General features: G+C 68.8%; 24 protein-coding genes. 18 read left to right on the top strand and 6 right to left on the bottom strand.

Annotated elements, in window-relative coordinates; genetic code table 11:
- The gene (locus tag AC07Y4_RS11590) at positions 1-486 is read left to right on the top strand and encodes a DUF1178 family protein (protein ID WP_495274568.1); all 486 of its coding nucleotides are present in this window, start codon (positions 1-3) and stop codon (positions 484-486) included.
- 21 nt (positions 487-507) lie between these two features.
- Here the strand turns inward: AC07Y4_RS11590 and AC07Y4_RS11585 are convergent, their stop codons facing one another.
- Complete coding sequence (locus tag AC07Y4_RS11585) at positions 508-2,295, bottom strand: ABC transporter transmembrane domain-containing protein (protein ID WP_095949072.1); 1,788 nt, start codon at positions 2,293-2,295, stop codon at positions 508-510.
- A gap of 78 nt (positions 2,296-2,373) precedes the next feature.
- On the opposite strand from AC07Y4_RS11585, the gene AC07Y4_RS11580 reads away from it, so the two are divergent.
- From AC07Y4_RS11580 to AC07Y4_RS11560, 5 genes are read left to right on the top strand one after another with little or no spacing between them, the layout of a single operon-like run.
- A complete protein-coding gene (locus tag AC07Y4_RS11580) occupies positions 2,374-2,910 on the top strand; it encodes a MarR family winged helix-turn-helix transcriptional regulator (protein ID WP_159271080.1) in 537 nt (178 codons plus the stop codon).
- Positions 2,903-4,381, top strand: a complete 1,479-nt coding sequence (locus AC07Y4_RS11575) for an efflux transporter outer membrane subunit (RefSeq protein WP_495274567.1) — start codon at positions 2,903-2,905, stop codon at positions 4,379-4,381. Before AC07Y4_RS11580 ends, AC07Y4_RS11575 begins: the two co-directional genes overlap by 8 nt.
- A 35-nt stretch (positions 4,382-4,416) precedes the next feature.
- Complete coding sequence (locus AC07Y4_RS11570; RefSeq protein ID WP_495274566.1) at positions 4,417-5,742, top strand: HlyD family secretion protein; 1,326 nt, start codon at positions 4,417-4,419, stop codon at positions 5,740-5,742.
- Positions 5,743-5,777: 35 nt separating this feature from the next.
- Positions 5,778-7,340, top strand: coding sequence for a DHA2 family efflux MFS transporter permease subunit (locus AC07Y4_RS11565; protein ID WP_495274565.1), 1,563 nt, complete (start codon positions 5,778-5,780; stop codon positions 7,338-7,340).
- A gap of 19 nt (positions 7,341-7,359) precedes the next feature.
- Positions 7,360-8,268: a LysR family transcriptional regulator gene (locus AC07Y4_RS11560; protein WP_159271085.1), complete on the top strand. Its 909-nt coding sequence runs from the start codon at positions 7,360-7,362 to the stop codon at positions 8,266-8,268.
- Between the two features lie 16 nt (positions 8,269-8,284).
- Here the strand turns inward: AC07Y4_RS11560 and AC07Y4_RS11555 are convergent, their stop codons facing one another.
- From AC07Y4_RS11555 to AC07Y4_RS11545, 3 genes are all read right to left on the bottom strand, one after another.
- On the bottom strand, positions 8,285-8,728 hold the full coding sequence (locus tag AC07Y4_RS11555) for a cupin domain-containing protein (protein WP_495274564.1): 444 nt from the start codon (positions 8,726-8,728) through the stop codon (positions 8,285-8,287).
- A gap of 51 nt (positions 8,729-8,779) precedes the next feature.
- The gene (locus tag AC07Y4_RS11550; RefSeq protein WP_495274563.1) at positions 8,780-9,397 is read right to left on the bottom strand and encodes a cysteine hydrolase family protein; all 618 of its coding nucleotides are present in this window, start codon (positions 9,395-9,397) and stop codon (positions 8,780-8,782) included.
- A gap of 107 nt (positions 9,398-9,504) precedes the next feature.
- Positions 9,505-10,713: an AGE family epimerase/isomerase gene (locus AC07Y4_RS11545; protein ID WP_495274562.1), complete on the bottom strand. Its 1,209-nt coding sequence runs from the start codon at positions 10,711-10,713 to the stop codon at positions 9,505-9,507.
- A 340-nt stretch (positions 10,714-11,053) separates the two neighbouring features.
- On the opposite strand from AC07Y4_RS11545, the gene AC07Y4_RS11540 reads away from it, so the two are divergent.
- From AC07Y4_RS11540 to AC07Y4_RS11505, 8 genes are all read left to right on the top strand, one after another.
- Positions 11,054-11,824 (top strand): ABC transporter ATP-binding protein, encoded by a 771-nt coding sequence (locus AC07Y4_RS11540; RefSeq protein WP_062474077.1) that lies wholly within the window; start codon positions 11,054-11,056, stop codon positions 11,822-11,824.
- A complete protein-coding gene (locus AC07Y4_RS11535) occupies positions 11,824-12,531 on the top strand; it encodes an ABC transporter ATP-binding protein (protein ID WP_062474075.1) in 708 nt (235 codons plus the stop codon). The genes AC07Y4_RS11540 and AC07Y4_RS11535 overlap by 1 nt, the downstream gene beginning before the upstream one ends.
- A 37-nt stretch (positions 12,532-12,568) precedes the next feature.
- Positions 12,569-13,768: an ABC transporter substrate-binding protein gene (locus tag AC07Y4_RS11530; protein ID WP_495274561.1), complete on the top strand. Its 1,200-nt coding sequence runs from the start codon at positions 12,569-12,571 to the stop codon at positions 13,766-13,768.
- Positions 13,769-13,799: 31 nt separating this feature from the next.
- Positions 13,800-14,996 (top strand): ABC transporter substrate-binding protein, encoded by a 1,197-nt coding sequence (locus AC07Y4_RS11525; RefSeq protein WP_095746043.1) that lies wholly within the window; start codon positions 13,800-13,802, stop codon positions 14,994-14,996.
- 45 nt (positions 14,997-15,041) lie between these two features.
- Complete coding sequence (locus tag AC07Y4_RS11520) at positions 15,042-15,917, top strand: branched-chain amino acid ABC transporter permease (RefSeq protein ID WP_062474069.1); 876 nt, start codon at positions 15,042-15,044, stop codon at positions 15,915-15,917.
- A gap of 10 nt (positions 15,918-15,927) precedes the next feature.
- Entirely contained in the window at positions 15,928-16,914 is a 987-nt protein-coding gene (locus AC07Y4_RS11515; protein ID WP_172438368.1) for a branched-chain amino acid ABC transporter permease, read from the top strand.
- Positions 16,915-17,021: 107 nt separating this feature from the next.
- Entirely contained in the window at positions 17,022-17,471 is a 450-nt protein-coding gene (locus tag AC07Y4_RS11510; protein WP_062474067.1) for a cupin domain-containing protein, read from the top strand.
- A gap of 141 nt (positions 17,472-17,612) precedes the next feature.
- On the top strand, positions 17,613-18,371 hold the full coding sequence (locus tag AC07Y4_RS11505; protein ID WP_095746040.1) for a hypothetical protein: 759 nt from the start codon (positions 17,613-17,615) through the stop codon (positions 18,369-18,371).
- A 21-nt stretch (positions 18,372-18,392) separates the two neighbouring features.
- Here the strand turns inward: AC07Y4_RS11505 and AC07Y4_RS11500 are convergent, their stop codons facing one another.
- On the bottom strand, positions 18,393-19,490 hold the full coding sequence (locus tag AC07Y4_RS11500) for a lipocalin-like domain-containing protein (RefSeq protein ID WP_495274560.1): 1,098 nt from the start codon (positions 19,488-19,490) through the stop codon (positions 18,393-18,395).
- 2 nt (positions 19,491-19,492) lie between these two features.
- Positions 19,493-20,572 carry a PLP-dependent cysteine synthase family protein gene (locus AC07Y4_RS11495; RefSeq protein WP_495274559.1) on the bottom strand — a complete coding sequence of 360 codons (1,080 nt, stop codon included), beginning with the start codon at positions 20,570-20,572 and terminating at the stop codon, positions 19,493-19,495.
- Between the two features lie 98 nt (positions 20,573-20,670).
- Here AC07Y4_RS11495 and AC07Y4_RS11490 point away from each other — a divergent pair, with 98 nt between their 5' ends.
- The 4 genes from AC07Y4_RS11490 (at position 20,671) to AC07Y4_RS11475 (ending at position 25,717) form a co-directional block, all read left to right on the top strand.
- Positions 20,671-23,190: a penicillin acylase family protein gene (locus tag AC07Y4_RS11490; protein ID WP_495274558.1), complete on the top strand. Its 2,520-nt coding sequence runs from the start codon at positions 20,671-20,673 to the stop codon at positions 23,188-23,190.
- A gap of 223 nt (positions 23,191-23,413) precedes the next feature.
- Positions 23,414-24,121 (top strand): STN domain-containing protein, encoded by a 708-nt coding sequence (locus AC07Y4_RS11485; protein WP_495274557.1) that lies wholly within the window; start codon positions 23,414-23,416, stop codon positions 24,119-24,121.
- Positions 24,122-24,124: 3 nt separating this feature from the next.
- Positions 24,125-24,652 carry an RNA polymerase sigma factor gene (locus AC07Y4_RS11480; RefSeq protein WP_062474055.1) on the top strand — a complete coding sequence of 176 codons (528 nt, stop codon included), beginning with the start codon at positions 24,125-24,127 and terminating at the stop codon, positions 24,650-24,652.
- A 72-nt stretch (positions 24,653-24,724) separates the two neighbouring features.
- Entirely contained in the window at positions 24,725-25,717 is a 993-nt protein-coding gene (locus AC07Y4_RS11475) for a FecR family protein (protein WP_495274556.1), read from the top strand.
- Positions 25,718-26,064 lie beyond the last annotated feature (347 nt).

Genomic DNA, 26,064 nt, shown 5'->3' with positions numbered 1-26,064 from the left:
ATGAAGGTCCTCGATCTCCGCTGCACGCACGGCCACGGCTTCGAGGGCTGGTTCGCGTCCAACGAGGCGTTCGACAGCCAGCTCGCGAGCGGCCTGGTCGAGTGCCCGGTCTGCGGCGACACCGCCATCGTCAAGCTGCTGAGCGCGCCCCGCCTGAACCTGAGCAACGCCAAGGCGCCGAAGGAAGAAGGGCGCGGCGACGCGGCCCGCGTGCCGGCGGCACCCGCAACGCCTTCCACGCAAGTATCCGCAAGCGCGACTTCACCCGAAGCCCGCTGGATGCGCGCCGTGCGCGAAGTGCTGGCCAAGACCGAAGACGTCGGCGACCGCTTTGCCGACGAGGCGCGCAAGATGCATTACGGCGAAACCGCCGAGCGCGGCATCCGCGGCCAGGCCACACCGGAGCAGACCGAGGCGCTGCTCGATGAAGGCATTCCGGTGATGGCGCTGCCGATTCCGGCGGCGCTCAAGGAAACCCTGCAGTAACCGACGACTGACCCGATCGGGTCAGGCCGTGAACTGCAGCGCGGCCAGCCGCGCGTACACGCCGCCTTGCGCCACCAGCGCCGCGTGCGTTCCCTGTTCGACGATGCCGCCGTGGTCCAGCACGATGATGCGGTCGGCCTTCTGCACGGTCGCCAGGCGGTGGGCGATCACGAGCGTGGTGCGGTTTTCCATCGCCGATTCGAGCGCGGCCTGCACCATGCGTTCGCTCTCGGCGTCGAGCGCGCTGGTGGCTTCGTCCAGCAGCAGCAGCGGTGGGTTCTTCAGGATGGCCCGTGCGATGGCGATGCGCTGGCGCTGGCCGCCCGACAGCCGCACGCCGCGTTCGCCCAGGAAGGTGTCGTAGCCCTCGGGCAGGGCCTGCAGGAAGTCGTGCGCGAAGGCGGCGCGCGCGGCGGCGTGCACCTCGTCGGCGCTCGCGTCGGGCCGGCCGTAGCGGATGTTCTCGAAGGCGCTGGCCGAAAAGATCACCGCGTCCTGCGGCACGAGGCCGATGCGGGTGCGCAGGTCGTGCAGGGCGAGTGCGTCCAGCGACGCGCCGTCGAGCACGATGCGGCCCGACTGCGGGTCGTAGTAGCGCAGCAGCAGCTGGAACACCGTGCTCTTGCCCGCGCCGCTGGACCCCACCAGCGCCACGGTCTCGCCCGGCGCGATGTCCAGGCTGAAGTCGCGCAGCGCCGGCGTGCCCGGCCGCGAGGGGTAGTGGAAGGTGATCGCGTCGAAGCGGATGGCGCTGCCCGCGGCGGGAACGGGCGCGACCGCCGGCCGTGCGGGTGACGCAATGGCCGTCGGCGCATGCAGCAGTTCCATCAGGCGCTCGGTGGCGCCGGCCGCGCGCAGCAAGTCGCCGTACACCTCGCCGAGCACCGCGGTGGCGCTCGCCAGGATCGCCACGTAGACCACGGTCTGGCCCAGGTGGCCGGCCGTGATGTCGCCGCGCAGCACGGCCTGCGTGCCTTCGTACAGGCCCCAGAGCAGGGCGGCCGAGGTGGCGATGATGATGAAGGCCACGAGCACCGAGCGCGCGCGCGTGCGGCGCACGGCGGTATGAAAGGCGTTCTCGGTCGAGCCCTTGAAGCGGTCGGCCTCGCGGCCTTCGGCCGTGTAGCTCTGCACCACGGGAATCGCGTTCAGCACCTCGGCCGCGATGGCGCTCGAGTCGGCCACGCGGTCCTGGCTGGCGCGCGACAGCTTGCGCACACGGCGGCCGAACCACATGCTCGGCAGCACCACCAGCACCAGGATGCCCAGCACCTGCACCATCACATAGGGGTTGGTCCACACCAGCACCGCCAGCGCGCCCACGCCCATGACGGCGTTGCGCAGGCCCATGCTCAGCGACGAGCCGACGACCGTCTGCACCAGCGTGGTGTCGGCCGTGAGGCGCGACAGCACCTCGCCGGTCTGCGTGGTCTCGAAGAAGGCCGGGCTCTGCTGCAGCACATGGCCGTAGACCGCGTTGCGCAGGTCGGCCGTGACGCGCTCGCCGAGCCAGCTCACCGTATAGAAGCGCGCCGCCGAAAACAGGCCCAGCGCCACGGCCACGGCGAAGAGGGCACCGAAGTGCTCGCGCAGCGCCATGGTCTGGGCGCCCTTGTCGGCGCTGACCAGGCCGCCATCAATCAGGCTGCGCAGGGCGATAGGAAAAGCCAGCGTCGTGACCGCCGCCATCACCAGGAAGACCCCCGCCAGCACGATCTGCACGCGGTAGGGGCGAAGGAAGGGGCGCAACCCCGACAGCGAGCGGGGCGAGCCCTTGGCTGCGGAGGACGACGGAGGGGAAGAAGCCATGGGCGCGAATTCTACCGAGCCCTTGCCCCCACAAAGGTCGCCTTGACAGTAATTGCCATGACAACTAATATTTCGGACATGAGCGATGCCCCCATTTCCCCGGTCCCTCCGACGCCCGACGAGGCCGTGCGCCCGCCGGCCGACTTCTATCGCGCCGAGGACTACCGCGCCGAAGAGAGCATCGGCTACCTGATGCGCCGCATCGTCACGTCCGTCGGCCAGACCGTCGGCACGCGCATGTGCGAGCCCGGCAGCCCCACCTACCCGCAGTGGGTGCCGCTGTACAAGCTGCACGTCGGCGCCGCCACCACCGTGGCCGAGCTGGCCCGCGCCTGCGAACTCGACACCGGCGCCATGACGCGCCTGCTCGACCGCCTCGAGGCCAAGGGCCTGTGCCGCCGCGTGCGCTCGCTCGAAGACCGCCGCGTGGTCAACATCGAACTCACCGACGAAGGCCGTGCGGCCGCGAAGGAAGTGCCCTATGTGCTGAGCCGGGTACAGAACGAGTACCTGGCCGGTTTCAGCCTCGAAGAATGGGAGCAGCTCAAGGACTACTTGCGCCGCATCCTCGACAACGCACAGGGCCTTGCGGCCCGTGGAGAGAAGAATGACTGAGTCTTTCGCCGTGCGCGCGCTGCGCCGCACGCCCGTCGTGGCCGCCGCGCTGGCGGTGGTCGCGCTCGCCGGTTGCGCCGACATGGCCGGCATCGGCTCGCACGCCACGCTGCGCGATGCGTCCACGCTCGGCATCGCGGCCGACCCCGCGCGCGCCACCGTGCCCAGCCTGGACAGCCAGTGGTGGCAGGCCTTCGGCGACAGCCAGCTCAATGCGTTGGTCGACCAGGCCGTGGCCGGCAACCCGAACCTGCAGGTCGCGCGTGCGCGCCTCGTGCGCGCTCAGGCCTCGGCGGACATCGCCGGCGCGGCGCTGCTGCCCAAGGTCGGTGCCGACCTGAACCTGAACCGCCAGAAGTTCAACAGCAACTACATCTACCCGGCGCCGCTGGGCGGCTCGACGCAGAACATCGGCCTGCTGCAGCTGGGCGCGAGCTGGGAGCTCGACTTCTTCGGCAAGAACCGCAGCGCGCTCGACACCGCCCTCGGCGCGGCCAACGCGGCAGCGGCCGACGCCGATGCAGCCCGCGTGCTGCTTGCGAGCAACGTGGCGCGCAGCTACTTCCAGTGGGCGCGTCTGAACGAGCAGGTCGAAGTGGCCAAGCGCACGCTGGCCCAGCGCGACGAGACCTTCAAGCTGGTGCGCGACCGCGTGTCCGCCGGCCTCGACACCCGTCTCGAACTGCGCCAGAGCGAAGGCGGCCTGCCCGAAGCCCGTCAGCAGATCGAAGCGCTCAACGAGCAGATCGCGCTGCAGCAGCACGCGCTCGACGCGCTCGTGGGCCAGCCCAACGTGTCGGCCTCGCTGAAGCCGCCGGTGCTCGCCGGCGTGAAGCCGATGGCGCTGCAGGCGAACATCCCGGCCGACCTGCTGGGCCGCCGCGCCGACATCGCCGCCGCGCGCTGGCGCGTCGAAGCGGCTACCAGCGACGTGGCCAATGCCAAGACCCAGTTCTATCCCAACGTGAACCTCACGGCCTTTGCCGGCTTCCAGAGCCTGGGTTTCGGCAAGCTGCTCAAGTCGGGCAGCGAGCAGTGGGGCGTGGGCCCGGCCATCCACCTGCCGATCTTCGAAGGCGGGCGCCTGCGCGCCAACCTGCGCGGCAAGTCGGCCGACCTCGACGTGGCCATCGAAAGCTACAACGCCACCGTGCTCGACGCCGTGCGCGATGCGGCCGACCAGGTCTCGAGCGCGCAGTCGATCGTGCGCCAGCAGACCGAGCAACGCGCCGCGCAGACGGCCGCCGAAGGCGCCTATGACATTGCCGTGCAGCGCTACCGCGCGGGCCTGGGCAACTACCTCAACGTCCTGACCGCCGAAACCGCCGTGCTGGCCCAGCGCCGCCTCGCGGTCGATCTGGCGGCCCGCGCCCTCGACACGCAGGTGGGCCTGGCGCGCGCCCTGGGCGGCGGCTGGCAGCCGCCGGCCACCGCCACGGCTTCGGCGCCGACGGCCGCCACCCAGAACTGATTTGCTGATCCGCCTTCTTCGGAAAGAACTCCATCATGAGCGATAACAACACTCCGACATCCGCTTCCCCCGTGCCCACCACCGCTGCGCCCGAGGCGCCTGCGGGCAACGGCAAGCGCCGCCGCGCACTCACCGTTCTCACCGCCGTGGTGCTGGTCGTCGGCGGCGGCTGGGGCCTGTACGAATGGCTGGTCGCCAGCCATTACGAGAACACCGACAACGCCTACGTGCAGGGCAACGTCATCCAGATCACGCCGCAGATCGGCGGCACGGTCATGGCCATCGGCGCCGACGACACCGACTTCGTGAAGGCCGGCCAGCCGCTGGTGCAGCTCGACCCGGCCGACGCCAAGGTGGCGCTCGAACAGGCCGAGGCCGCGCTCGCGCAGGCCGTGCGCCAGGTGCGCACGCTGTACGCCAACAACGGCTCGCTGGCCGCGCAGGTCACGCTGCGCCAGAGCGACATCGCCAAGGCCCAGAGCGACATCGCCAAGGCGCAGGACGACCTGCAGCGCCGCCGCGCGCTGTCGGGCAACGGCGCCGTGTCGAAGGAAGAACTCAACCACGCCGAGACGCAGCTGGCCAACGCCAAGAGCGCACTGGCCGCCGCACAGGCCGGCGTGGTCGCCGCGCGCGAGGCGCTGGTCAGCAACCAGTCGCTGACCGAAGGCACCAGCGTGGCGCAGCACCCGAGCGTGCTGGCCGCCGCCGCCAAGGTGCGCGAGGCCTACCTCGCCACGCAGCGCGTGGCCATGCCCGCGCCGGTCGACGGTTACGTCGCCAAGCGCACCGTGCAGCTGGGCCAGCGCGTGGCCGCCGGCACGCCGATGATGTCCATCGTGCCGCTGCACCAGCTGTGGGTCGACGCCAACTTCAAGGAAGTGCAGCTGCGCAACATCCGCATCGACCAGCCCGTGAAGCTCACGGCCGACGTGTACGGCAAGAAGGTCGAGTACACCGGCAAGGTCGCCGGCCTGGGCGTGGGCACCGGCGCCGCCTTTGCGCTGCTGCCGGCGCAGAACGCCACCGGCAACTGGATCAAGGTGGTGCAGCGCGTCCCCGTGCGCATCGCACTCGACCCCGAGCAGCTCAAGTCAAACCCGCTGCGCATCGGCCTGTCGATGGACGCCGAGATCGACATCACGCAGAAGACCGGCAAGATGCTGGCCGATGCGCCGCGCAGCACCGCCTTCGCGCAGACACAGGTCTACAGCCAGCTCGACCGCGGCGCCGACGCCGAGGTGGACCGCATCGTCGCCGCCAACCTCGGCCGCGGCGCGCCCACGGCAGCCGTGAACCGCCCGGCAGCGTCCGCCGCCGCACCGGCCGTGCACGCCGCCACGCAGGGCCAGCCGGGCTGATCGCCGCCGGCCGCTGAACCCTCACAGCCCGCGCCATGGCCACTGCTGCTCCTGCTTACATCGCGCACCCCCCGCTCGAGGGCTCCGCCCGCGTGTGGGGCACGGTCGCGCTGTCCGCCGCCACCTTCATGAACGTGCTCGACTCGTCGATCGCGAACGTGTCGCTGCCGGCCATCTCGGGCGACCTTGGCGTGAGCACCACGCAAGGCACCTGGGTCATCACCAGCTTCGCGGTGGCCAACGCCATCGCGGTGCCGCTCACGGGTTTCATGACCCAGCGCTTCGGCCAGGTGCGCCTGTTCATGGCCAGCGTGATCCTGTTCATGGTCGCCTCGCTGCTGTGCGGCCTGGCGCCCAACATGACCACGCTCATTCTGTTCCGCGCGTTGCAGGGCTTCGTGGCGGGGCCGATGATCCCGCTGTCGCAGACGCTGCTGCTGTCGAGCTACCCGAAGGCCAAGGCCGGCCTGGCCATGGCCATGTGGTCGATGACGACGCTGGTCGCGCCCGTGATGGGACCGCTGCTCGGCGGCTGGATCACCGACAACATCTCGTGGCCGTGGATCTTCTACATCAACATCCCGGTGGGCATCGTGGCTGCGGCCATCACCTGGACGCTGTACCACAAGCGCGAGAGCAAGACGCACAAGGTGCCGATCGACGCCATCGGCCTGGCGTTGCTGGTGCTGTGGGTCGGATCGCTGCAGCTCATGCTCGACAAGGGCAAGGAGCTCGACTGGTTCCACTCGGGCGAGATCGTCACGATGGCCGTGGTGGCCGTGGTCGGCTTCGCCTTCTTCCTGGTCTGGGAGCTGACCGACAAGCACCCGGTGGTCGACCTGTCGCTGTTCAAGCGGCGCAACTTCTGGTCGGGCGCGGTGGCCACGGCCATTGCCTACGGCCTGTTCTTCGGCAACGTGGTGCTGCTGCCGCTGTGGCTGCAGCAGTGGATGGGCTACACCGCCACGCAGGCGGGGATGATCATGGCGCCCGTGGGGCTGCTGGCGATCTTCTTCTCGCCGGTGGTGGGCCTCACGGTCTCCAAGATCGACCCGCGCCGCTACGCGACCTTCTCGTTCCTCGTGTTCGCGCTGGTGCTGTGGATGCGTTCGAACTTCAACACGCAGGCCGACTTCGTGACGATCATCATCCCGACGATCATCCAGGGCATCGCGATGGCGTTCTTCTTCATTCCGCTCGTGACCATCACGCTGTCGGGCCTCACGCCCGACCGCATCCCGGCCGCGTCGGGGCTGTCGAACTTCCTGCGGATCACGGCGGGCGCCATGGGCACTTCGATCGCCACCACGCTGTGGGACAGCCGCGCGGCGCTGCACCACGCGCAGCTCGTGGAGTCGGTGAACCCGGGCAACAGCGCGGCCACCAGCGCCATCTCGGGGCTGACCGGCAGTGGCTTCAGTTCCGAGCAGGTGCTCGGGCAGATCAACCGCCTGGTCGACCAGCAGTCGTTCATGCTCGCGACGAACGACATCTTCTATGCCTCGGCGGTGCTGTTCCTGCTGCTGATCCCACTGGTGTGGCTGGCGCGGCCGCAAAAGGGCGGCGCGGGCGGCGACGCAGCCGCCGGCGCGCACTGACGACAGGCAGCGCTCGCGCATGGACCAGTTCGCGGCCATGAAGGCGTTCCGCGCCGTCGTGGAGGCCGGTGGCTTCACCGCCGCGGCCGACGCGATGGACGTGTCGCACACGGTGGTCTCGCGCCACGTCAAGCAGCTGGAAACGGCGCTGGGCGTGCAGTTGCTGAACCGCACCACGCGCCGCTTCGCGCTCACGCAGGCGGGCCAGACCTACTACGAACACGCGCGGCAGATCCTCGACCAGGTCGAGACCGCGGCGCTGGTCGTGGCGCAGCACCAGGTCGAGCCCACGGGCCTGCTGCGCATCAACGCGCCGATGTCCTTCGGGCTGGAGGAACTGGCGCAGTGGCTGCCGGCTTTTCTCGACGCACACCCGCAGGTCAAGGCCGACCTCGTGTGCAACGACCGCTTCGTCGACCTGATCGAAGAGGGCTTCGACGTGGGATTGCGACTGGCGTATGCACTCTCGGACTCGACGCTGATCGTCAAGCGCCTCGCGAGCTTCGAGGAGTGGTGGGTGGCATCGCCCGCCTACCTGCAGCGGCGCGGCACGCCGCGAACGCCCGCCGACCTGGCGGCGCACGACTGCCTGAACTATTCATTGGCCGCGAAGGCCGCACAGCCCAGCTTCACCGCGCCGGACGGCAGCGTCTGCACGGTCGACGTGGGCGGGCGGCTGCAGGCCAACAGCGGGCTCGTGCTGCGCAGCGCTGCGCTGGCGGGTACGGGGCTGGCGGCATCGCCGGCCTTCCTCGTGCGCGACCCTGTGGCGCGCGGCGAACTGGTCCGCGTGCTGCCCGAATACCGCCAGCAGCCGCTGAACCTGTACGCGCTGTATCCGCAGAACCGGCACCTGTCGCCGAAGGTGCGGGCGTTTGTCGACTTTGCCGCTGCGCGCTACCTGCCCGCGGACGGGCAGGGCGACTGAGCGCAGCAGCCGCGCCTTACTTCGCCGCAGTCGGCACCAGGTCGAAGCGGTCGCTTTGGTACTGGAACAGCAGGCAGTTGGCGCCCGGTTCGCAGCCGCTGCGGTGCGGCAGCCGCGCCGGCAGCAGGTAGTACGAACCGGCCGGGTACAGCACCTTCTTGCCGTCATCGAAGATCGCATAGAACACACCCGAGAGCACGACGGACGGGAGCGCCTGCGTGTGGCGATGGTGCGGGTTGTCGAAGCCGGCCGGGAATTCGACAAAAGCTTCGTAGGGGCCATTGCCCGTCAGGTTGCCGCGCACGTTGGCGTAGCGGATGCCGCCCGCGAGGGCCTGCCATTGCAGCGTGTCGGCCGGCGCCGAGATCGGCGTGCGGAGTGCCGGCGTGGCGGCGGTGGCGAGGCCCGGCGCGCACAGGGCACAGGACAGGGCGAGGAACAGGGCAGAAGAGCGTTTCATGGTCATGGATCGAAGAGAGTGGATTCGTGGGTGCATGCGAAGGGCAGGGCGTCAGCGGCCCGCTTCCAGCAGTTGCAGCACCTCCTCGGTCGAGCGCACCTCGGCCACCACATCCGACACCCCGCGCAGCGCCGCGCGATGCAATTCGCTGTGGCCCAGCACGCCGCCTTCCTCCAGGTCGAGGTCGCGCGTCGCGCAGGCATCGCCCACGATGAGGCTCTGGTAGCCGCGCGGTGCGGCATCGAAGGCGGTGGCCGACACGCACATGTGCGTCATGAGGCCCGTGAGGATCAGCGTCGTGATGCCGCGCGCCTGCAGCTCGGCCTCGAGTGCGGTGCCGGCGAAGGCGCTCGGCGTCGCCTTGCGCAGCACGGCGTGTTGCGGCGCCGGGTGCAGTTCGTCGTGGATGCCGAAGGCGTGGCTGCCGTCCGCGAAGATCGGGCTGTCGGCGGGTGCCACATGCTGAACATGGAACACCGGCACCGCATGCCGGTCGGCGGCATCGATCAGGCGCCGCGCCTGGCGCAGGGCGGCCAGTCCGTCGGGAATGGGCATGCGCCCGTCGAAATACTCGTTCTGGAAGTCGATCGCGATCAGCGCCGTGGCGGCGGGATCGAGACGGCTCGTGGGCACGGCGCCGGTGAGGCTGCGAATGCTGGGGTGCTTCATGCGTTCTCTGCGTGAGTGAAAGAAGGCCTGAAGCGTAGGCAGCCCGCGGGCTGCGGGGTAGAGGCGTGGCCGCACAAGATTTGTGCGGATATTGAAGGGTGACGCGGCTATTTGACGCCGTGTCCCAGCGCCTTCAGCACGTCATGGCACGCGCCCATCGTGTGGTAATCGGTCTTGCCCGCCGGGCTCTTCTCGTCGCTGATCTTCGCGTTCTGCGGCGTGAGGATGCGGTACCACGCGCCGTGCGTGTGGTCGACGAAGTGGTCCCAGCTGTAGGCCCAGATCCGGTCGTACCAATCCCAATAGCCGGCGTCGCCCGTGCGCACCGCGAGCAGGGCGGCGGCGGCGAAGCTTTCGGCCTGCACCCAGAAGTACTTGTCGCCATCGCACACCGCGCCATCGGGACCGAAGCCGTAGACCAGCCCGCCGTGCGCCGCGTCCCACCCGCGCTGCATCGCGGTGTCGAAGAAGTGGCGCGCGCGTGGCACGAGCCATTCGGTGCCGGGCGCGCCGCGCCCGAGGTGGCCCTCGAGCTGCAACAGCAACTTGGCCCACTCGGTGAGGTGGCCGGTCTGGAAGCCCCAGGGCCGGAAGATGTTGGTCTTGTCGCCGCGGTTGTAGTCCCAGTCGACCGACCAATCCTGGCGGTAGTGCTCCCACACCAGCCCGTCGGCGAGCGCGGCCTGCCGGCCCGTGATGCTCTCGGCCAGCGTGCGTGCGCGCTGAAGGTAGAAGGGCTCGCGCGTGGCGTCGTAGGCCGCGAGCATGGCCTCGCAGGCGTGCATGTTGGCGTTCTGGCCGCGGTAGGGGCCGACCTGCCAGCTTGGCGTCGCCTCGTCGGCGTACAGCTGGTGCTGCGGTTCCCAGAAATGCTGTTCCATCAGATCGCGGGTGTGCGCGAGGCCGGCGCGTGCTTCCTCGACGCCGGCCATCAGCGCATGTGCGTGCGCCAGCAGCACGAAGGCCAGGCCGTAGCAGTGCTGCGTGCCGTCCTGCACGGTGGCTTGATGGCCATCCCAGTCGATCTGCCATGCATAGCCACCATTCGGCTGCGCATGCGCGGTCTGCAGGAACGCCAGGCCGTGGCGCACCGCCGCAAGGTCGTCGGGCCGGCCGAAGCGGCGCCAAGCCATCGCGTGGTTGAACACGAAGCGTGTGCTGCTCACGAGGTGGCGCGTGCGGCGGTCGTACACCGTGCCGTCGTCCTTGAAGAAATGGAAGAAGCCGCCCGAGGCATCGCGGCTGCGCGGCGCGTAGAACGCCAGCGTGTGGGCGACGTGGTCGGCAAGGAATTCGGGTGAGCGGAAGTTCGGCATGGCGGTGATGGATTCAATCCGGGTGAAAGCGCATCGCGGCAGCGCAGCGGGCACGCCAGTTTTTCACGAAGCGTGCATGCGTGCCCGACATCCTCATGACGGTGCGCGTGCATGCATCGCGCGTTCGCAGGTGTGCGTGCTGCGGTGCGCAATGTCGTCGGGACGACAGTCGCTCGCACAGAGGGGGCGCACTCTGTGAATGGTTGCAGTGCAGCATAGGCATTTGCCCCAGTATGCAATTGCATAGCAGCCACCAACAATCGGTCCGCGCTCGATGGTGGCGCATTGAGATGGACCGCATGACCGATTTCTTTTTTCCGCACACGGACGACGCCGCGAGATGAGCGACGTCATTCTTGAAACACGCCAGCTCACCAAGGAATTCAAGGGATTCACCGCGGTCAGCAAGGTCGACCTCTCGGTGAAGCGCGGTTCGATCCACGCGCTCATCGGCCCCAACGGTGCCGGCAAGACGACCTGCTTCAACCTGCTCACCAAATTCCTCGAACCCACGGCCGGCACGATCCTGTTCAACGGCCACGACATCACGGGCGAACGCCCGGCGCAGATCGCGCGGCGCGGCGTGATCCGCTCGTTCCAGATCTCCGCCGTGTTCCCGCACCTCACGCTGCTCGAGAACGTGCGCCTGGGCCTGCAGCGCAAGCTCGGCACCTCGTACCACTTCTGGAAGAGCGAGAAGTCGCTCAAGCCGCTCGATGCGCGCGCCCGCGAACTGCTCGCCGAGGTCGGCCTCGAAGAGCTGGCCGACGAACAGACCGTGAACCTGCCCTACGGCCGCAAGCGCGCGCTCGAGATCGCCACCACGCTGGCCATGGAGCCCGAGCTGATGCTGCTGGACGAACCCACGCAGGGCATGGGCCACGAAGACGTGCACCGCGTGGCCGAGCTCATCAAGCGCGTGTCGGCCGGACGCACCATCCTGATGGTCGAACACAACATGAGCGTGGTCTCGACCATCGCCGACACCATCACGGTGCTGCAGCGCGGCGCCGTGCTGGCCGAAGGCCCGTACGCCGAAGTCTCGAAGAACCCGCAGGTGATGGAGGCCTACATGGGCACCACCGACGGCGAAATGCAGGGGGCGCACTGATGACCGCTGCACTCGAAATCAAGGGCCTGCAGGCCTGGTACGGCGAATCGCACGTGCTGCACGGCGTCGACATGGTGGTGCAGCCGGGCGAAGTCGTCACGCTGCTGGGCCGCAATGGCGCGGGCCGCACGACGACCATGCGCGCCGTGATGGGACTCACCGGCGCCCGCAAGGGCAGCATCAAGGTCAACGGCGTCGAGACCGTCTCGATGGCGACGCACCGCATCGCCCACCTGGGCATCGGCTACTGCCCCGAAGAGCGCGGCATCTTCGCCAGCCTCTCGTGCGAAGAAAACCTGATGCTGCCGCCCGAGCTCAAGGGCGCGGGGCAGGGCATGTCGGTCGACGAGATCTACGCCATGTTCCCCAACCTCGCCGAGCGCCGCCACAGCCAGGGCACGCGCCTGTCGGGCGGCGAGCAGCAGATGCTGGCCGTGGCGCGCATCCTGCGCACCGGCGCCAAGCTGCTGCTGCTCGACGAAATCTCCGAAGGCCTGGCGCCCGTGATCGTGCAGGCGCTGGCCCGCATGATCACCACGCTGCGCGCCAAGGGCTACACCATCGTCATGGTCGAGCAGAACTTCCGCTTCGCCGCGCCGCTGGCCGACCGTTTCTACGTGATGGAGCACGGCCGCATCGTCGAGAAGTTCGGCGCCGCCGAGCTCGAAGCCAAGATGCCCGTGCTGACCGAGCTGCTCGGCGTCTGAGTTCTTTCACCCCTTCTTGCTACTGCCGGAGACATCCATGAAAAATCAGCTCACCGCTTTCGCCCTGGCTTTCAGCGCACTGGCGCTCGCAGCGTCCGCCCAGGCGCAAGGCCAGGACAAGGTCAAGATCGGCTTCATCACCGACATGTCCAGCCTGTACGCCGACCTCGAAGGCAAGAACGGCGCGCTGGCGATCCAGATGGCCATCGACGACTTCGGCGGCAAGGCGGCCGGCAAGCCGGTCGAGCTGCTCACCGTCGACCACCAGAACAAGCCCGACATCGCCGCCTCGAAGGCGCGCGAGTGGATCGACACGCAAGGCCTGAGCATGGTCTTCGGCGGCACCAACTCGGGCGTGGGCCTGGCGCTGGCCAAGGTCGCGGCCGAGAAGAAGCGCGTGTATTTCAACAACGGCGCGGCCTCCTCGGCGCTCACCAACGAACAGTGCTCGCCCTACACCGTGCACTACGCCTACGACACCGTCGCGCTCGCCAAGGGCACCGGTGCCGCGGTGGTCGACGGCGGCGGCAAGACCTGGTTCTTCCTGACGGCCGACTACGCCTTCGGCCACGCGCTCGAAGCCGACACCTCCACCGTCGTGAAGGCCAAGGGCGGCACGATCGTCGGCGCGGTGCGCCATCCGCTCAACGCGTCCGACTTCTCGTCGTTCCTGCTGCAGGCGCAGAACTCCAAGGCCCAGATCCTGGGCCTGGCCAACGCGGGCGGAGACACCGTCAACAGCATCAAGGCCGCCAAGGAATTCGGCATCGGCAAGTCGATGAAGCTGGCCGGCCTGCTGATCTTCCTGAGCGACGTGCACAGCCTGGGCCTGAAGAACACCGAAGGCCTGCAGTTCACCACCAGCTGGTACTGGGACCTGAACGACGAGACCCGCAAGTTCGCCAAGCGCTTCTTCGACAAGACCAAGCGCATGCCCACCGAGATCCAGGCCGCCGACTACTCGGCCACCATGACCTACCTCAAGGCCGTGGACACCGCCAAGACCGACGATGCCGACAAGGTCATGGCCGAGCTCAAGAAGATGAAGCTCAACGACTTCTTCGGCACCGGCCAGATCCGCCCCGACGGCCGCTACGTGCACGACATGTACCTGATGCAGGTCAAGTCGCCCGCCGAATCGAAGACGCCGTGGGACTACTACAAGCTCGTGAAGAAGCTGCCCGGCGACACGGTGTTCACCACCAAGGCCGAGTCCAAGTGCACGCTCTGGAAGTGACACCACCGAACACCCCACAGGAACAACATCCATGAAGACCACCACATTCGCTCTCTCCGCCGTTTTCGCCGCCGCCGCGCTGGCCGCCGGCACCGCCCAGGCACAGGACAAGGTCAAGATCGGCTTCGTCACCGACATGTCGAGCCTGTACGCCGACGTCGAAGGCAAGAACGGCGCGCTGGCGATCCAGATGGCCATCGACGACTTCGGCGGCAAGGTCAACGGCATGCCCATCGAGCTGCTCACGGCCGACCACCAGAACAAGGCCGACATCGCCGCCTCCAAGGCGCGCGAGTGGATCGACACGCAAGGCCTGACCATGCTGTTCGGCGGCACCAGCTCCGGCACGGCCCTGGCCATGGCCAAGGTGGCGCAGGAGAAGAAGCGCGTCTTCGTCGTGAACGGCGCCGGCAGCTCGGCGCTCACCAACGAGCAGTGCTCGCCCTACACCGTGCACTACGCCTACGACACCGTCGCGCTCGCCAAGGGCACCGGCGCGGCCGTGATCGGCCGTGGCGACAAGAGCTGGTACTTCCTGACCGCCGACTACGCCTTCGGCCAGGCCCTCGAAGCCGACGCGACCAAGGTCGTGAAGGAAAAGGGCGGCACCGTGCTGGGCTCGGTGAAGGCGCCGCTCAATACCTCTGACTTCTCGTCCTTCCTGCTGCAGGCGCAGAACTCCAAGGCGCAGGTGCTGGCGCTGGCCAATGCCGGCGGCGACACCATCAACAGCATCAAGGCCGCGAAAGAGTTCGGTATCACCAAGAGCATGAAGATGGTGGGCCTGCTGGTGTTCGTGACCGACGTGCACAGCCTGGGCCTGAAGAACACCGAAGGCCTGCTGCTCACCACCAGCTGGGACTGGAACCTGGACGACAAGACGCGCGCCTTCGGCAAGCGCTTCTTCGAGAAGACCAAGCGCATGCCCACCGACATCCAGGCCGCCGACTACTCGGCCACCATGACCTACCTGAAGGCCGTGCAGGCCGCCAAGACGGTCGATGCCGACAAGGTCATGGCCACGCTCAAGTCCACGCCCATCGACGACTTCTACGCCAAGGGCAGCATCCGCGCCGACGGCCGCTTCGTGCACGACATGTACCTGGTGCAGGTCAAGTCGCCGGCCGAATCCAAGCAGCCGTGGGACTACTACAAGGTGGTCCAGAAGTTGAAGGGCGAAGAAGTCTTCACGACCAAGGCCGAAAGCCGCTGCGCCCTCTGGAAGTGACCTCCCGCGGGCGCCCCTGCGGCGCCCGGGTTCGTTGAAACGCTTATGAACATTTCCCTTCCCGCCTTGTTGAGCCAGCTCCTTCTGGGGCTGGTCAACGGCTCGTTCTACGCCATCCTGAGCCTCGGGCTGGCGGTGATCTTCGGTTTGCTCAACGTCATCAACTTCGCGCACGGCGCGCTGTTCATGCTCGGGGCCGTCCTCACCTGGATGGCGATGGAGTACCTGGGCGTCAACTACTGGGTGATGCTGATCGCCGCGCCGGTCCTCATCGGCCTGTTCGGCGTGGTCATCGAACGATTGCTGCTGCGCTGGATCTACAAGCTCGACCACCTCTACGGCCTGCTGCTCACGCTGGGCCTCACATTGCTGATCGAAGGCGTGTTCCGCTCGGTCTACGGCGTGTCGGGGCTGCCCTACGATGCGCCCGAGCTGCTCTCCAGCGCCACCGACCTGGGCTTCATGGTGCTGCCCAACTACCGCGCCTGGGTGGTCGTGGCGTCGCTCGTGATCTGCTTTGCGACCTGGTACGTGATCGAGAAGACGCGCCTGGGCGCCTACCTGCGCGCTGGCACCGAGAATCCGCGGCTGGTGGAAGCCTTCGGCGTCAACGTGCCGCTGATGATCACGCTGACCTACGCCTTCGGCTGCGCGCTCGCCGCCTTCGCCGGCGTGCTGGCCGCGCCGGTGATGCAGGTGTCGCCGCTGATGGGGCAGAACCTCATCATCGTGGTGTTCGCGGTGGTCGTGATCGGCGGCATGGGCTCCATCATGGGCGCCATCCTCACGGGCCTGGGCCTGGGCGTCATCGAAGGGCTCACCAAGGTTTTCTATCCCGAGGCTTCTTCGACGGTTGTGTTCGTGATCATGGTCATCGTGCTGCTCATCCGCCCCGCCGGCCTGTTCGGCAAAGAGAAATAAGGCGAGCGGCATGAACATGAAAAAAATCTCCACCGTCGTCTACGCGCTGCTGCTGGTCGCCCTGGTGCTCGCGCCGTTCTTCGGCGCCTACCCGGTGTTCGTGATGAAGCTCATGTGCTTCGCGCTGTTCGCCGCGGCCTTCAACCTGCTGCTGGGCTACACCGGGCTGCTGTCCTTCGGCCACGCGGCCTTCCTGGGCGGCTCCGCGTACGTGGCGGGCCATGCGATCAAGGTCTGGGGCCTCACGCCCGAACTGGGCCTGATCGCGGGCACGCTCACCGGCGCCTTGCTGGGCTGGCTGTTCGGCGTGCTGGCCATCCGTCGCCAGGGCATCTACTTCGCGATGATCACGCTGGCGCTCGCGCAGATGATGTTCTTCGTCGCGCTGCAGGCCAAGTTCACGGGCGGCGAAGACGGCCTGCAGGGCGTGCCGCGCGGCAAGCTCTTCGGCGTCGTCGACCTGTCCAACGACCTCACCATGTACTACGTGGCGCTGGTGATCGTGGTCGCGGCCTTCCTGCTGATCGTGCGCACCATCCACTCGCCGTTCGGGCAGGTGCTCAAGGGCATCAAGGAAAACGAGCCGCGCGCGCTCTCGCTGGGCTACGACGTGAGCCGCTTCAAGCTGCTGGCCTTCGTGATCTCGGCCGCGCTGTCGGGCCTGGCCGGCTCGCTCAAGACGCTGGTGCTGGGCTTTGCCACGCTGTCCGACGTGCACTGGACCGCTTCGGGCCAGGTCATCCTGATGACGCTGGTGGGCGGCCTGGGCACGCTGTCGGGTCCCATCGTGGGTTCGGCGGTGGTCGTGCTGCTCGAAAACAAGATCGGCGAACTCGGCAACTTCCTGGCGCGCATCACGACCGTCGACTGGTTCAACACGCTGGGCGAGTCGGTCACCATGGTCACGGGCCTGATCTTCGTGATCTGCGTGCTGGCCTTCCGCAAGGGCATCATGGGCGAGATCATCGCCTTCATCGAGCGCCGCCGCGCGAAGTAGCGATGCCGGTGGCGCGGCGGCGGGGAGGTTACCCTCCCTGCGGCGCCACCGCTTGTGCCCCCCGTGCACGGGGCGCAGAATCCGGCTCCCACTTCGAGGAGCCGGCCATGGCCCTTCTTCCGTACTTTGTCCTCACGCCCGAGCGGCGCGAAACGCCCTTGAACGTGCTCGGCACGCAGGTGACGGTGCTGGCGTCGAATGCCTCGACGCAAAGCTACGGCGTCACCTTCCAGCGCGGCGACGAAGGCACGGGCCCGCCACCGCACAGCCACGACTGGGACGAGTCGTTCTACGTGCTCGGCGGCGAGGTCGAGTTCCTCTGCGACGGCCAGGCGCATCGGTGCCAGCCCGGCACGCTGGTGCACGTGCCGCGCGGCACGGTGCACGGCTTTCACTACGGCAAGGGCGGCGGCCAGATGCTCGAGATCACGGGGCAGGACGCGATGGCCGCGCAGATGTTCACCGCCATCGACCGCGAGATTCCGGTCGGGCCGGCGCCCGACATTCCGAAGCTGCTGGCGGTGCTGGCGCGCAATGGGGTGACGGTCTCCGCGTGAGTCGCGGCCCTCATCGGCACTGACAAGCCGACGCTGTCCAAAACCACCGGTTCCCGTGGCGACGCCGCATGCAGCGCTCGGCACAATCATCCGCACCCGGCCGCACCGGCCTACACCGACAAGAAGATGGAGGAGACCCCCATGCGCAGACGGCTGCTCGCACTTTTCGTGGCGCTCGCACTGACAGGGTGCATGACCCCGCCGCCGCTGCCGCCGAACGGCGGCCAGCTCGCGAAGGGCGCGAAGGTCGGCCTGCTGGTGCGCATCCCCACCGCATCCGCGGAACACATGCACGTGGGCACGACCGTCTTCAACAACTTCTCGACCACGTACCCGTTCCCCTGGAACCCCACGGCCAAGGTCTACGAGGCCTTCACGTCGGAGCTCGAAAAAGCCGGCTTCCAGGTGGTGCGCCTCACGAGCTTTGCCACGACCTCCGTCAACGCGCTGGCCGTCTTCAAGCACGATCGATGGATCGCGAATCCTGCGCAGGCGTGGGCGACACGCAAGCTGAAGGACGACCAGATTGCCGCGGTGGTCCTCGTCGAGGCGACGCGAACGCAGGCGCGCCTGGAGTGCACCGGCGGGCCTTGTGGCGAGAGCGTCATGCAGAACTCGGGCCTCTTCACGCGCAGCATGCTGGGGTCGACGCGGTACTTCGCGGTGCCCGCGATCGAAGCCAAGGTCTTCGTCATGGACCCGCCGCTGAACCTCGCGGCCTACGAGCCGATGCTCGCCCAGCAGCGGCAACGGGTGCGGCAACTCAAGGATTTCCCGGAACCGCGCGACCTCAAGCGGTTGAGCACTGCCGAGTTCGCGCCCGTCGCTTCGGCGATCGACGACCACGTCCGCGCGCTGTCGCGCAACACGGCGCAGGCGCTGAGCCAGGGCGTGAAGTAGCCCATCGCGCTGTGCTTCGGCTCACAGCCGCAGCGGCGCCGCGTACCCCGTCATCTCGAGGTAACCGCGCCCCACGCGCCGGCCTTGTTGCGCATCGCGCAGCTCGCTCAACCCTTCCCAGTACACGCCGCCCGTGGAGCCGCGGCTGTCCAGTTCCTGGTCGTCGAGCAGGGCCTGCACCTCGAAGCGGCCCGCGGGCGTGTCGATGCGCCAGTGCGTCGGGTAGCTCGCGCGCGTGCGCGGGCTGGTCCAGCTGCGCAGCGCCTCGAAGCGCACCTCGCCAGGCTGGAAGATGCGCGCCGCGCCACCGCGCGCGCGGAACGAGCCGCCCGACCACAGCGCGCTGCCGTCGCGGCGGCGCAGGTGGAAGGCGGTGAGCGCGCTGCCGTCGTCGAGGTTCATGCCGATCCAGTCCCAGCCCACGGCTTCGGGGTGCATCAGCGCCTCGCTCCATTCGTGGTCGAGCCAGGCGGTGCCGGCGATCTCGAGCGGGGCCTGGCCTTGCAGCGTGAGGCGTCCTTGTGCCTGCAGCTGCGGCTCGCTGTAGTAGTAGCTCGCCTGCTCGGGCTCGGGGCCCTTGCGCGACAGGCCTTCGCGGCCCTGCAGCAGCACGGGTTGCGACGGCGCGAAGCGCAGGTCGAGCGTGAATTCGCCGGCGGGGATGCGCGCGGTGTAGGCGCCGCTGCCGGCGTCGCGCACCAGCGACCAGTCGCGCAGCCGCACGTCGGTGTCGGCCTCGCTGGCCGAGGCCACGTCGAAGCCCGCGCGCGCGATGCGCTGGTCGTGCCGCAGCACGCGGCCTTCGAGGTCGGTGACGGCGGCGTGCGCGAACACCAGCTGCTTGGCGGCGAAGGCCGAGCGCATGGCCTGCGTGGCGTCGACGCGCGAGCGGAAGAAGGTCACCTGGAAGCCGAAGGCGCGCCCCGCGGCGGTCTGGCCGTGGCCGGTGATGTACCACCACTCGGTGCGCAGCTCGGGGTGGCTGCCGAAGTCGCGCGGAAACTGCAGCGCCTTCGCGGGCAGGGCCCGGGCGGCATGCGGCGCGCCCGAGGCGGCCAGCGCGGCCAGCAACAACAGCTGCCGCCGCGCGATGAGGCCGCTGGGTGCGCGCAGGGCCATCGTCAACCCGCCACCAGCGCGTCGATGCGTTGCTGCGCCGGCGCGATGTCGCCGAAGGCGTTGCGCACCCAGTCGGCGTCGTGGTAGCTCGGCAGGTAGCGTTCGCCCGCGTCGCACAGCAGCGAAAGGATCGAGCCCTGCTGGCCGGCCGCGCGCATCTCGTGCGCCACGGCCAGCATGCCGACGAAGTTGGTGCCGGTCGACGGGCCGACCTTGCGGCCCAGCAGCGCCGACAGCGCATGCATGGCGGCCACCGAGTCGAGGTTGGGCACTTCGAGCATGCGGTCGACCAGCGTGCGCACGAAGCTGGGCTCCACGCGCGGGCGGCCGATGCCTTCGATGCGCGAACCGGGCGCCGTGAGCGTCGTGTCGCCGCTGCGGTGGTAGGCCGAGAACACCGAGCCCTCGGGATCGGCCACGCACACCTGCGTGTCGTGGCAGCGAAAGCGCAGGTAGCGCCCGATGGTGGCGCTGGTGCCGCCGGTGCCGGCGCCCACCACGATCCACGCGGGCACCGGATGCCGCTCGCGCGCCATCTGCTGGAACATGCTCTCGGCGATGTTGTTGTTGCCGCGCCAGTCGGTCGCGCGCTCGGCGTAGGTGAACTGGTCCATGTAGTGGCCGCCGGTGCGCTCGGCCAGCGCGCGGGCCTCGTCGTACACCTGCGCGGCGTGGTCGACGAAGTGGCAGCTCGCGCCGTAGAAGGCGATCTGCGCGACCTTCTCGGGCGAGGTGCTGCGCGGCATCACGGCGATGAAGGGCAGGCCCAGCAGCCGCGCGAAGTAGGCCTCGCTCACGGCGGTGGAGCCGCTCGACGCTTCGACGATGGTCGTGCCTTCGCGCACCCAGCCGTTGCACAGCGCGTACAGGAACAGCGAGCGCGCGAGCCGGTGCTTGAGGCTGCCGGTGGGGTGCGTCGATTCGTCCTTCAGGTACAGGTCGATGCCGTGCGCGGCCAGTGCGGGCAGCGGCAGCGGAATGAGGTGCGTGTCGGCGCTGCGCTGGTAGTCGGCTTCGATGCGGCGGATCGCGCCGGCGAGCCAGCTGTCGCAGGAGGAGGTTGAAGGGATGGTGGGCTGCATAGCGCGCCAGTCTACAAGTCATGCCTTGTAACCCGGTGGGTGACAGAAATCGGGATACTGCCCGCTGCCAATCCACAACAAGACCGGAGACGAACTGCATGAAGAGAATGAACCATCGGCTTTCCCTGGGCGCCGTGTCGCTGGCGGTGCTCGCCCTCGCAGGGTGTGCGTCCAATGCCCCGGGCGTGAACACGCCCACGCGCCCTTCCTCATCCTTCGCGGTGCCTGGTCTGGAGAAGCCCGCCGAAGTGCTGGTCGACCGCTGGGGCGTGCCGCACCTGTACGCCGGCACGCTCTACGACGCCTTCGTGGCGCAGGGCTTCATCGCCGCGCGCGACCGGCTCTGGCAGATGGACCTGTGGCGCAAGCGCGGCCTGGGCGAGATGGCGAAGGACTTCGGCCCCGCCTGGGTCGAGAGCGACCGCGCCGCGCGCGCCGTGCTCTACCGCGGCGACATGTACCGCGAATGGCTGGCCTACGGCTCCGACGCCAAGCGCGTGGCCGAGGCCTTCACGGCCGGCGTCAACGCCTACGTGGCGCAGGTGCGCGCGCAGCCCGCGCTGCTGCCGACCGAGTTCGCGCTGCTGGGCTACCAGCCGGCCACGTGGTCGCCCGAGGACGTGGTGCGCATCCGGCACCACGGGCTCACGCTCAACTTCACGTCGGAGGTCGACCGCGCACGCGCCTTCTGCGCCGGCGCGCCGGGCGTCAAGGCCGACTGGCTGCGCCGCGAGCTCGATCCGCCGGTCACGCCGAAGGTGCCCGACGGCTTCGATCCCTGCAGCCTTCCGGTGGCGGAGCTGCGCGCGGCCTACCTGCGGGCGACCGATGCGCCGCGCTTCACCAAGGAGAACACGCGCGTGGGCGTGAACGCGGGCGCGTCTTCCACGCCGGTCGCGCTGCTGCCCGGCAGCGCCGAGGCGATCGCCGCGAAGGCCGAGCAGGACGAGGCGGAGCAACGCGCATCGCAAGGTGACCCCACGGCCGCCTACGGCAGCAACAACTGGGTCATCGCGCCGAAGCTCACGTCCACGGGCCGGCCGATTCTGGCCAACGACCCGCACCGCGCGCACGGCGCGCCGAGCCTGCGCTACATGACGCACCTGAGCGCGCCCGGCATGGACGCCATCGGCGCGGGCGAGCCCTTCCTGCCGGGCCTGTCGATCGGCCACAACGGCACCATCGCCTTCGGCCTCACGCGCTTCTACATGGACCAGGAAGACCTGTACGTGTACGAACTCAACCCGGCCAACCCCGAGGAGTACCGCTACCAGGGCCGCTGGGAGCCGATGACGCGCGTCACCGAGCGCATCGCGGTCAAGGGCGAGGCCGCGCCGCGCGAGGTGGTCAACACCTTCACGCGCCACGGCCCGGTGCTGGTCGCGGAGCCCGGCAAGCGCCGCGCCTTCGCCTTGCGCGCCGCCTGGCTGGAGCCCGGCATGGCGCCGTACTTCGGTTCCATGGACTACATGCGCGCGCGCAACTGGGACCAGTTCCGCGCGGCCATGAACCGCTGGGGCGCGCCGGGCGAGAACCAGGTGTATGCCGACAGCAGCGGCAACGTCGGCTGGATTCCGGGCGGCCTCACGCCGATCCGTCCGAACTGGGACGGCCTGATGCCCGTGCCGGGCGACGGCCGCTATGAGTGGTCGGGCTTTCGCAACGGCGACGAGCTGCCGTCCGAGTTCAACCCCGCGCGCGGCTACGTGGTCACGGCCAACGAGAACAACATCCCGCCCGACCATCCGGCTGCGAAGAAAGGCGTGGGCTACGAGTGGAGCGATGCGGCCCGCGCGCGCCGGCTCAAGGAACTGTTCGCGGCCAAGGTGGCGGCGGGTTCGCGCTTCACCATCGAGGACTCGGAGCGCATGCAGAACGACATCGTCGCGACCCCGGCGCAGCGCGTGCTGAAGCTGCTGGCCGGCCAGCGCAGCGACGACGCCCAGACCGCGGCGGCGCTGCGCCTGCTGCAAGGCTGGGACGGCGCCATGGACCGCGACAGCGCGGCCGCCGCGCTGTACGAGGTGTGGAGCAGCAAGTTCCTGCGCCAGGCCGTGCTCAAGGCGGGGGCGGGCGATGCCGCTGCCGCGCTGGCCGCGCCCGGCGACAACACGCGCATGGTGCTGCTGCTGGAGAACCCGTCCGGTTGGGTGAGCAACGCGCAGCGCGATGCCTTGCTGCTGACGACCTTGCCTGCCGCGATGCAGGAGCTGTCCACCAAGCTCGGGCCCGACCCGGCGGCGTGGAAGTGGGGCGCCTTGCACCGCGCGGAGTTCCGGCATCCGCTGGGCGGCGTGGTCGATGCGGCCACGCGCAAGAAGCTCGAGGTGGGCGACTGGCCGATGTCCGGCTCGTCGTTCACGCCGATGGCGGCCACCTACCGCGCGAACGACTACAAGCTGACCTCGGGCGCGTCGTTCCGCATGGTGCTCGACGTGGGCAACTGGGACGCCTCGCGCGTCATCAACACGCCGGGCCAGTCGGGCAACCCCGACAGCCCGAACTACCGCGACCTGGCGCCCCTGTGGCTCGAGGGCAAGTACGTGCCGCTGGTCTACAGCCGTGGCGCGGTCGAGAAGGAAACGGTGGAACGGATCCAGCTGACGCCGGGGCGCTAGCAGAGCCGGTCACGGAAGAGGGCGCTGCCCGCGCCCCGCCGCGGCGCGCCCGGCCATGCCGGTCGTCACGCGGTCGTCATTCGCCGATGTGATGCTTGCAGGAGTTGAAATACTGCCCACAAGCTTGCTGACACGATCCACTTCTTCCTTGTTGACTTCAGCGCATGGTGGTCGTGGGCGAGTGGTTGGACGGGGCTTGGGCCGGGGCAGGGACGACAGGCTCGTGCGAGCCTTTGTCTCCGGCCTGACGTGCACCGTGGTGTGCGTCTGCATCGCCTGGGGATCGACAGCGAAGGCCGTGGCCGCGGGCACCGACGTGCAGTCGGCAGATGCCGCCACCCGCGCGTCGCCCGAATCGCAGTTGCTGGACTTCGATCTGCCGGCGCAGCCCTTGGCGGCTGCCCTGGCGCAATACGCCGCGGTGTCGGGGCGATCGGTGATGTTCATCGACGAGTGGGTGGCGGGGCGAACTTCGGCCCCGGTGCGCGGGCGCCATACGCCGCATGCCGCCTTGCGGGCCTTGCTGGCCGGCACGGGTTTCACCGCGGACGACGTGGACACGCAGCTTTCCGGTGCCTTCATCCTGAAGCGCGTCGCCGCGGCGCCCGGGCTGGCATCGACCGCCGGTTCGCCACGCGGGTACGACGCCCTGGTCCAGGCCCGTGTCTGGGACGCGCTGTGCGCCGATCTGCGTACGGCCCCCGGCCACTACCGCGCGATCCTGCAACTGCAGGTGACCGCGTCGGGCCGCATCGGCCAGGCCCGCCTGGTGTCGTCTTCGGGAGACCCTGCGCGGGACGCCGCCATGCTTGCGGCCTTGGCTCCTCTGAAGATGGACCATCCTCCGCCGGTGGACCTGGCGCTGCCGCTCACGCTGGCCATCCTCCCGCACGACGTGTTGCCCGGACCCCGCTGTGCCACGGTGCACTGACGCATGACGGAGAACGTCATCCCGCTGCTGCGCAGCTTCCTGGTGCAACGCTACGAGCAGCTCAGGCAGCGCCTGGCCGTGCGGCTGGGGAATCGCGAACTGGCGGAAGACGCCTTGCACGAAACCTGGCTGAAGCTGGAGCGCAGCCAGCCCATGGCGGGCCCCATTGCCACGCCCCAGGCGTACCTGCTGCGCATGGCGGTCAATCTGGCCATCGACGTGCGGCGCGCACAGAGCCAGGTCTTGCTGTCCGACGACATCGACATGCTGATGAACGAGCTGCCGGACCCGGCGCCCGGTCCGGCCGAGGTCGCCGAGGCCCGTTCGCAGCTGGAGGCGCTGGACGGCCTGCTGTCGCGCCTGCCGCCGCGCCGCCGCGAAATCCTGCTGCTGGTTCGCCTGGAGGGCTGGTCGCAGCGGGACGTGGCCACGCGGCTTGGCATTCCTGTGCGGACCGTCGAGTACGAACTGAAGGCCGCGCAGGATCTTCTGTTCTCGCGGCTGGAGCCGCGCCCTGGCAGGTCTTCATGACGGCACGAAGAAATAGTTTGCGGATTGCGGTGTCGGCAACCGTCTATCAAGTACGGGGCCCCTGAAACCGACATGACGACGCACCCTCCACCACCGACGCTTCCCGAGACGCTGCGCGAAGACGCGCGCGCGTGGGTGCGCAAGCTGCATTCGGGCGCCGCCACGCAGTGGGAGGCCCAGGCGTTCCGGCGCTGGCGCGACGCGAGTCCCTTGCATCAGGCGGCGTTCATCGAGGCCCGGCAGCAGTGGCGCGTGCTTCAACCCGCACTGAACCGGCTGGTGCGCACCGACGCCGAAGCGGCGAGCCTTCACCGCGAGACCCTGCGCAAGCCCGCGGCGAGCCGTCGGGCCTTCCTGGGCGTGGCCGGCGCAGCCGCCGCGGCCGGTGTCGCGGGGGTGGCGGTCTATTCGCCCTTGGGGTTGTGGCCCGCGGCCAATGAATGGCGTGCGGACTGGCGCACGGCCGCCGGCGAGCAGCGTGCCATCGCGTGGTCCGACCAGATCGACGTGACCTTGAACACCCGCACCAGCATCCGCCGGGTGGCCTCGGACGACCAGGCCGAGGGGCTGGAATTGCTGAACGGCGAAGCGGCGATCGAGATGCTGCCCAGTGCGCGCACCTTCAGCGTCGTGGCCGGCGCCGGCCGCAGCATTGGGGAATCGGCGCGCTTCGAGATCAGCCGCCTGGAAGGGCGTGTGTGCGTGACCTGCCTGGCGGGGCGCGTGCGCATCGAGCACCCGGCCGGCGACCGTGTGCTGCTGGCACGCCAGCAAGCGGTCTACCGCGACCACTCGATCAGCGGCATCGCCGCCGCGGACCCCGAGGTGGCTTCCGCCTGGCGGCGTGGTGAGCTCGTGTTCAAGCAGGCGCCCTTGTCGGTGGTGCTGGACGAGATCAATCGCTACCGCCCCGGGCGTGTGGTCCTGATGGTGGATTCGCTGCGGGGGAAAACGGTCACCGCGACCTTCAAGCTCGACCGCCTCGATCTGGCCTTGCTCCAGATGCAGCGTTCCTTCGGTTTGAACGCCCGGTCGCTCCCCGCCGGCGTGCTGGTCCTGAGCTAGAGGTGGACCTCGGGGTTGGGTGGTGACCCTGTCTCGATGTCACGGCTTCCCATGGTTGGCGTGCGCAGCCACTGTGAAGCTTTCGTGACTTTGCCGAGGTGCAGCGCGTCCTGGCCGTTGATCTGCAAGGACTTTCCGGACCAAGGCCGCAGCAGCACGCGCGCGCCCACAACGAGGCCAAAAATATTCTTCTGGAATTCGACGTTTCCGTCCCGTCAAGAAACTGACGGCTCCTGTCGCCTTGGCTTTCGATCGCCATCGCAGGGGCTTCTTGAATGGGGCTGGCCTGCGCGACGCGCACAGCCCCTTCGGCACAGGCTTTACTTCGGCGGGAACGAGACATGACC

This window comes from Variovorax sp. GW460-12-1-14-LB1, assembly GCF_059423605.1.
The sequence above is the reverse complement of the archived record's forward strand: the minus strand, read 5'-3'. Positions and strand labels throughout refer to the sequence as shown.

Coding starts and splice junctions, on each gene's coding strand:
- AC07Y4_RS11590 (WP_495274568.1), top strand. CDS start 1: ATGAAGGTCCTCGATCTCCGCTGCACGCACGGCCACGGCTTCGAGGGC.
- AC07Y4_RS11585 (WP_095949072.1), bottom strand. CDS start 2,295: ATGGCTTCTTCCCCTCCGTCGTCCTCCGCAGCCAAGGGCTCGCCCCGC.
- AC07Y4_RS11580 (WP_159271080.1), top strand. CDS start 2,374: ATGAGCGATGCCCCCATTTCCCCGGTCCCTCCGACGCCCGACGAGGCC.
- AC07Y4_RS11575 (WP_495274567.1), top strand. CDS start 2,903: ATGACTGAGTCTTTCGCCGTGCGCGCGCTGCGCCGCACGCCCGTCGTG.
- AC07Y4_RS11570 (WP_495274566.1), top strand. CDS start 4,417: ATGAGCGATAACAACACTCCGACATCCGCTTCCCCCGTGCCCACCACC.
- AC07Y4_RS11565 (WP_495274565.1), top strand. CDS start 5,778: ATGGCCACTGCTGCTCCTGCTTACATCGCGCACCCCCCGCTCGAGGGC.
- AC07Y4_RS11560 (WP_159271085.1), top strand. CDS start 7,360: ATGGACCAGTTCGCGGCCATGAAGGCGTTCCGCGCCGTCGTGGAGGCC.
- AC07Y4_RS11555 (WP_495274564.1), bottom strand. CDS start 8,728: ATGAAACGCTCTTCTGCCCTGTTCCTCGCCCTGTCCTGTGCCCTGTGC.
- AC07Y4_RS11550 (WP_495274563.1), bottom strand. CDS start 9,397: ATGAAGCACCCCAGCATTCGCAGCCTCACCGGCGCCGTGCCCACGAGC.
- AC07Y4_RS11545 (WP_495274562.1), bottom strand. CDS start 10,713: ATGCCGAACTTCCGCTCACCCGAATTCCTTGCCGACCACGTCGCCCAC.
- AC07Y4_RS11540 (WP_062474077.1), top strand. CDS start 11,054: ATGAGCGACGTCATTCTTGAAACACGCCAGCTCACCAAGGAATTCAAG.
- AC07Y4_RS11535 (WP_062474075.1), top strand. CDS start 11,824: ATGACCGCTGCACTCGAAATCAAGGGCCTGCAGGCCTGGTACGGCGAA.
- AC07Y4_RS11530 (WP_495274561.1), top strand. CDS start 12,569: ATGAAAAATCAGCTCACCGCTTTCGCCCTGGCTTTCAGCGCACTGGCG.
- AC07Y4_RS11525 (WP_095746043.1), top strand. CDS start 13,800: ATGAAGACCACCACATTCGCTCTCTCCGCCGTTTTCGCCGCCGCCGCG.
- AC07Y4_RS11520 (WP_062474069.1), top strand. CDS start 15,042: ATGAACATTTCCCTTCCCGCCTTGTTGAGCCAGCTCCTTCTGGGGCTG.
- AC07Y4_RS11515 (WP_172438368.1), top strand. CDS start 15,928: ATGAACATGAAAAAAATCTCCACCGTCGTCTACGCGCTGCTGCTGGTC.
- AC07Y4_RS11510 (WP_062474067.1), top strand. CDS start 17,022: ATGGCCCTTCTTCCGTACTTTGTCCTCACGCCCGAGCGGCGCGAAACG.
- AC07Y4_RS11505 (WP_095746040.1), top strand. CDS start 17,613: ATGCGCAGACGGCTGCTCGCACTTTTCGTGGCGCTCGCACTGACAGGG.
- AC07Y4_RS11500 (WP_495274560.1), bottom strand. CDS start 19,490: ATGGCCCTGCGCGCACCCAGCGGCCTCATCGCGCGGCGGCAGCTGTTG.
- AC07Y4_RS11495 (WP_495274559.1), bottom strand. CDS start 20,572: ATGCAGCCCACCATCCCTTCAACCTCCTCCTGCGACAGCTGGCTCGCC.
- AC07Y4_RS11490 (WP_495274558.1), top strand. CDS start 20,671: ATGAAGAGAATGAACCATCGGCTTTCCCTGGGCGCCGTGTCGCTGGCG.
- AC07Y4_RS11480 (WP_062474055.1), top strand. CDS start 24,125: ATGACGGAGAACGTCATCCCGCTGCTGCGCAGCTTCCTGGTGCAACGC.
- AC07Y4_RS11475 (WP_495274556.1), top strand. CDS start 24,725: ATGACGACGCACCCTCCACCACCGACGCTTCCCGAGACGCTGCGCGAA.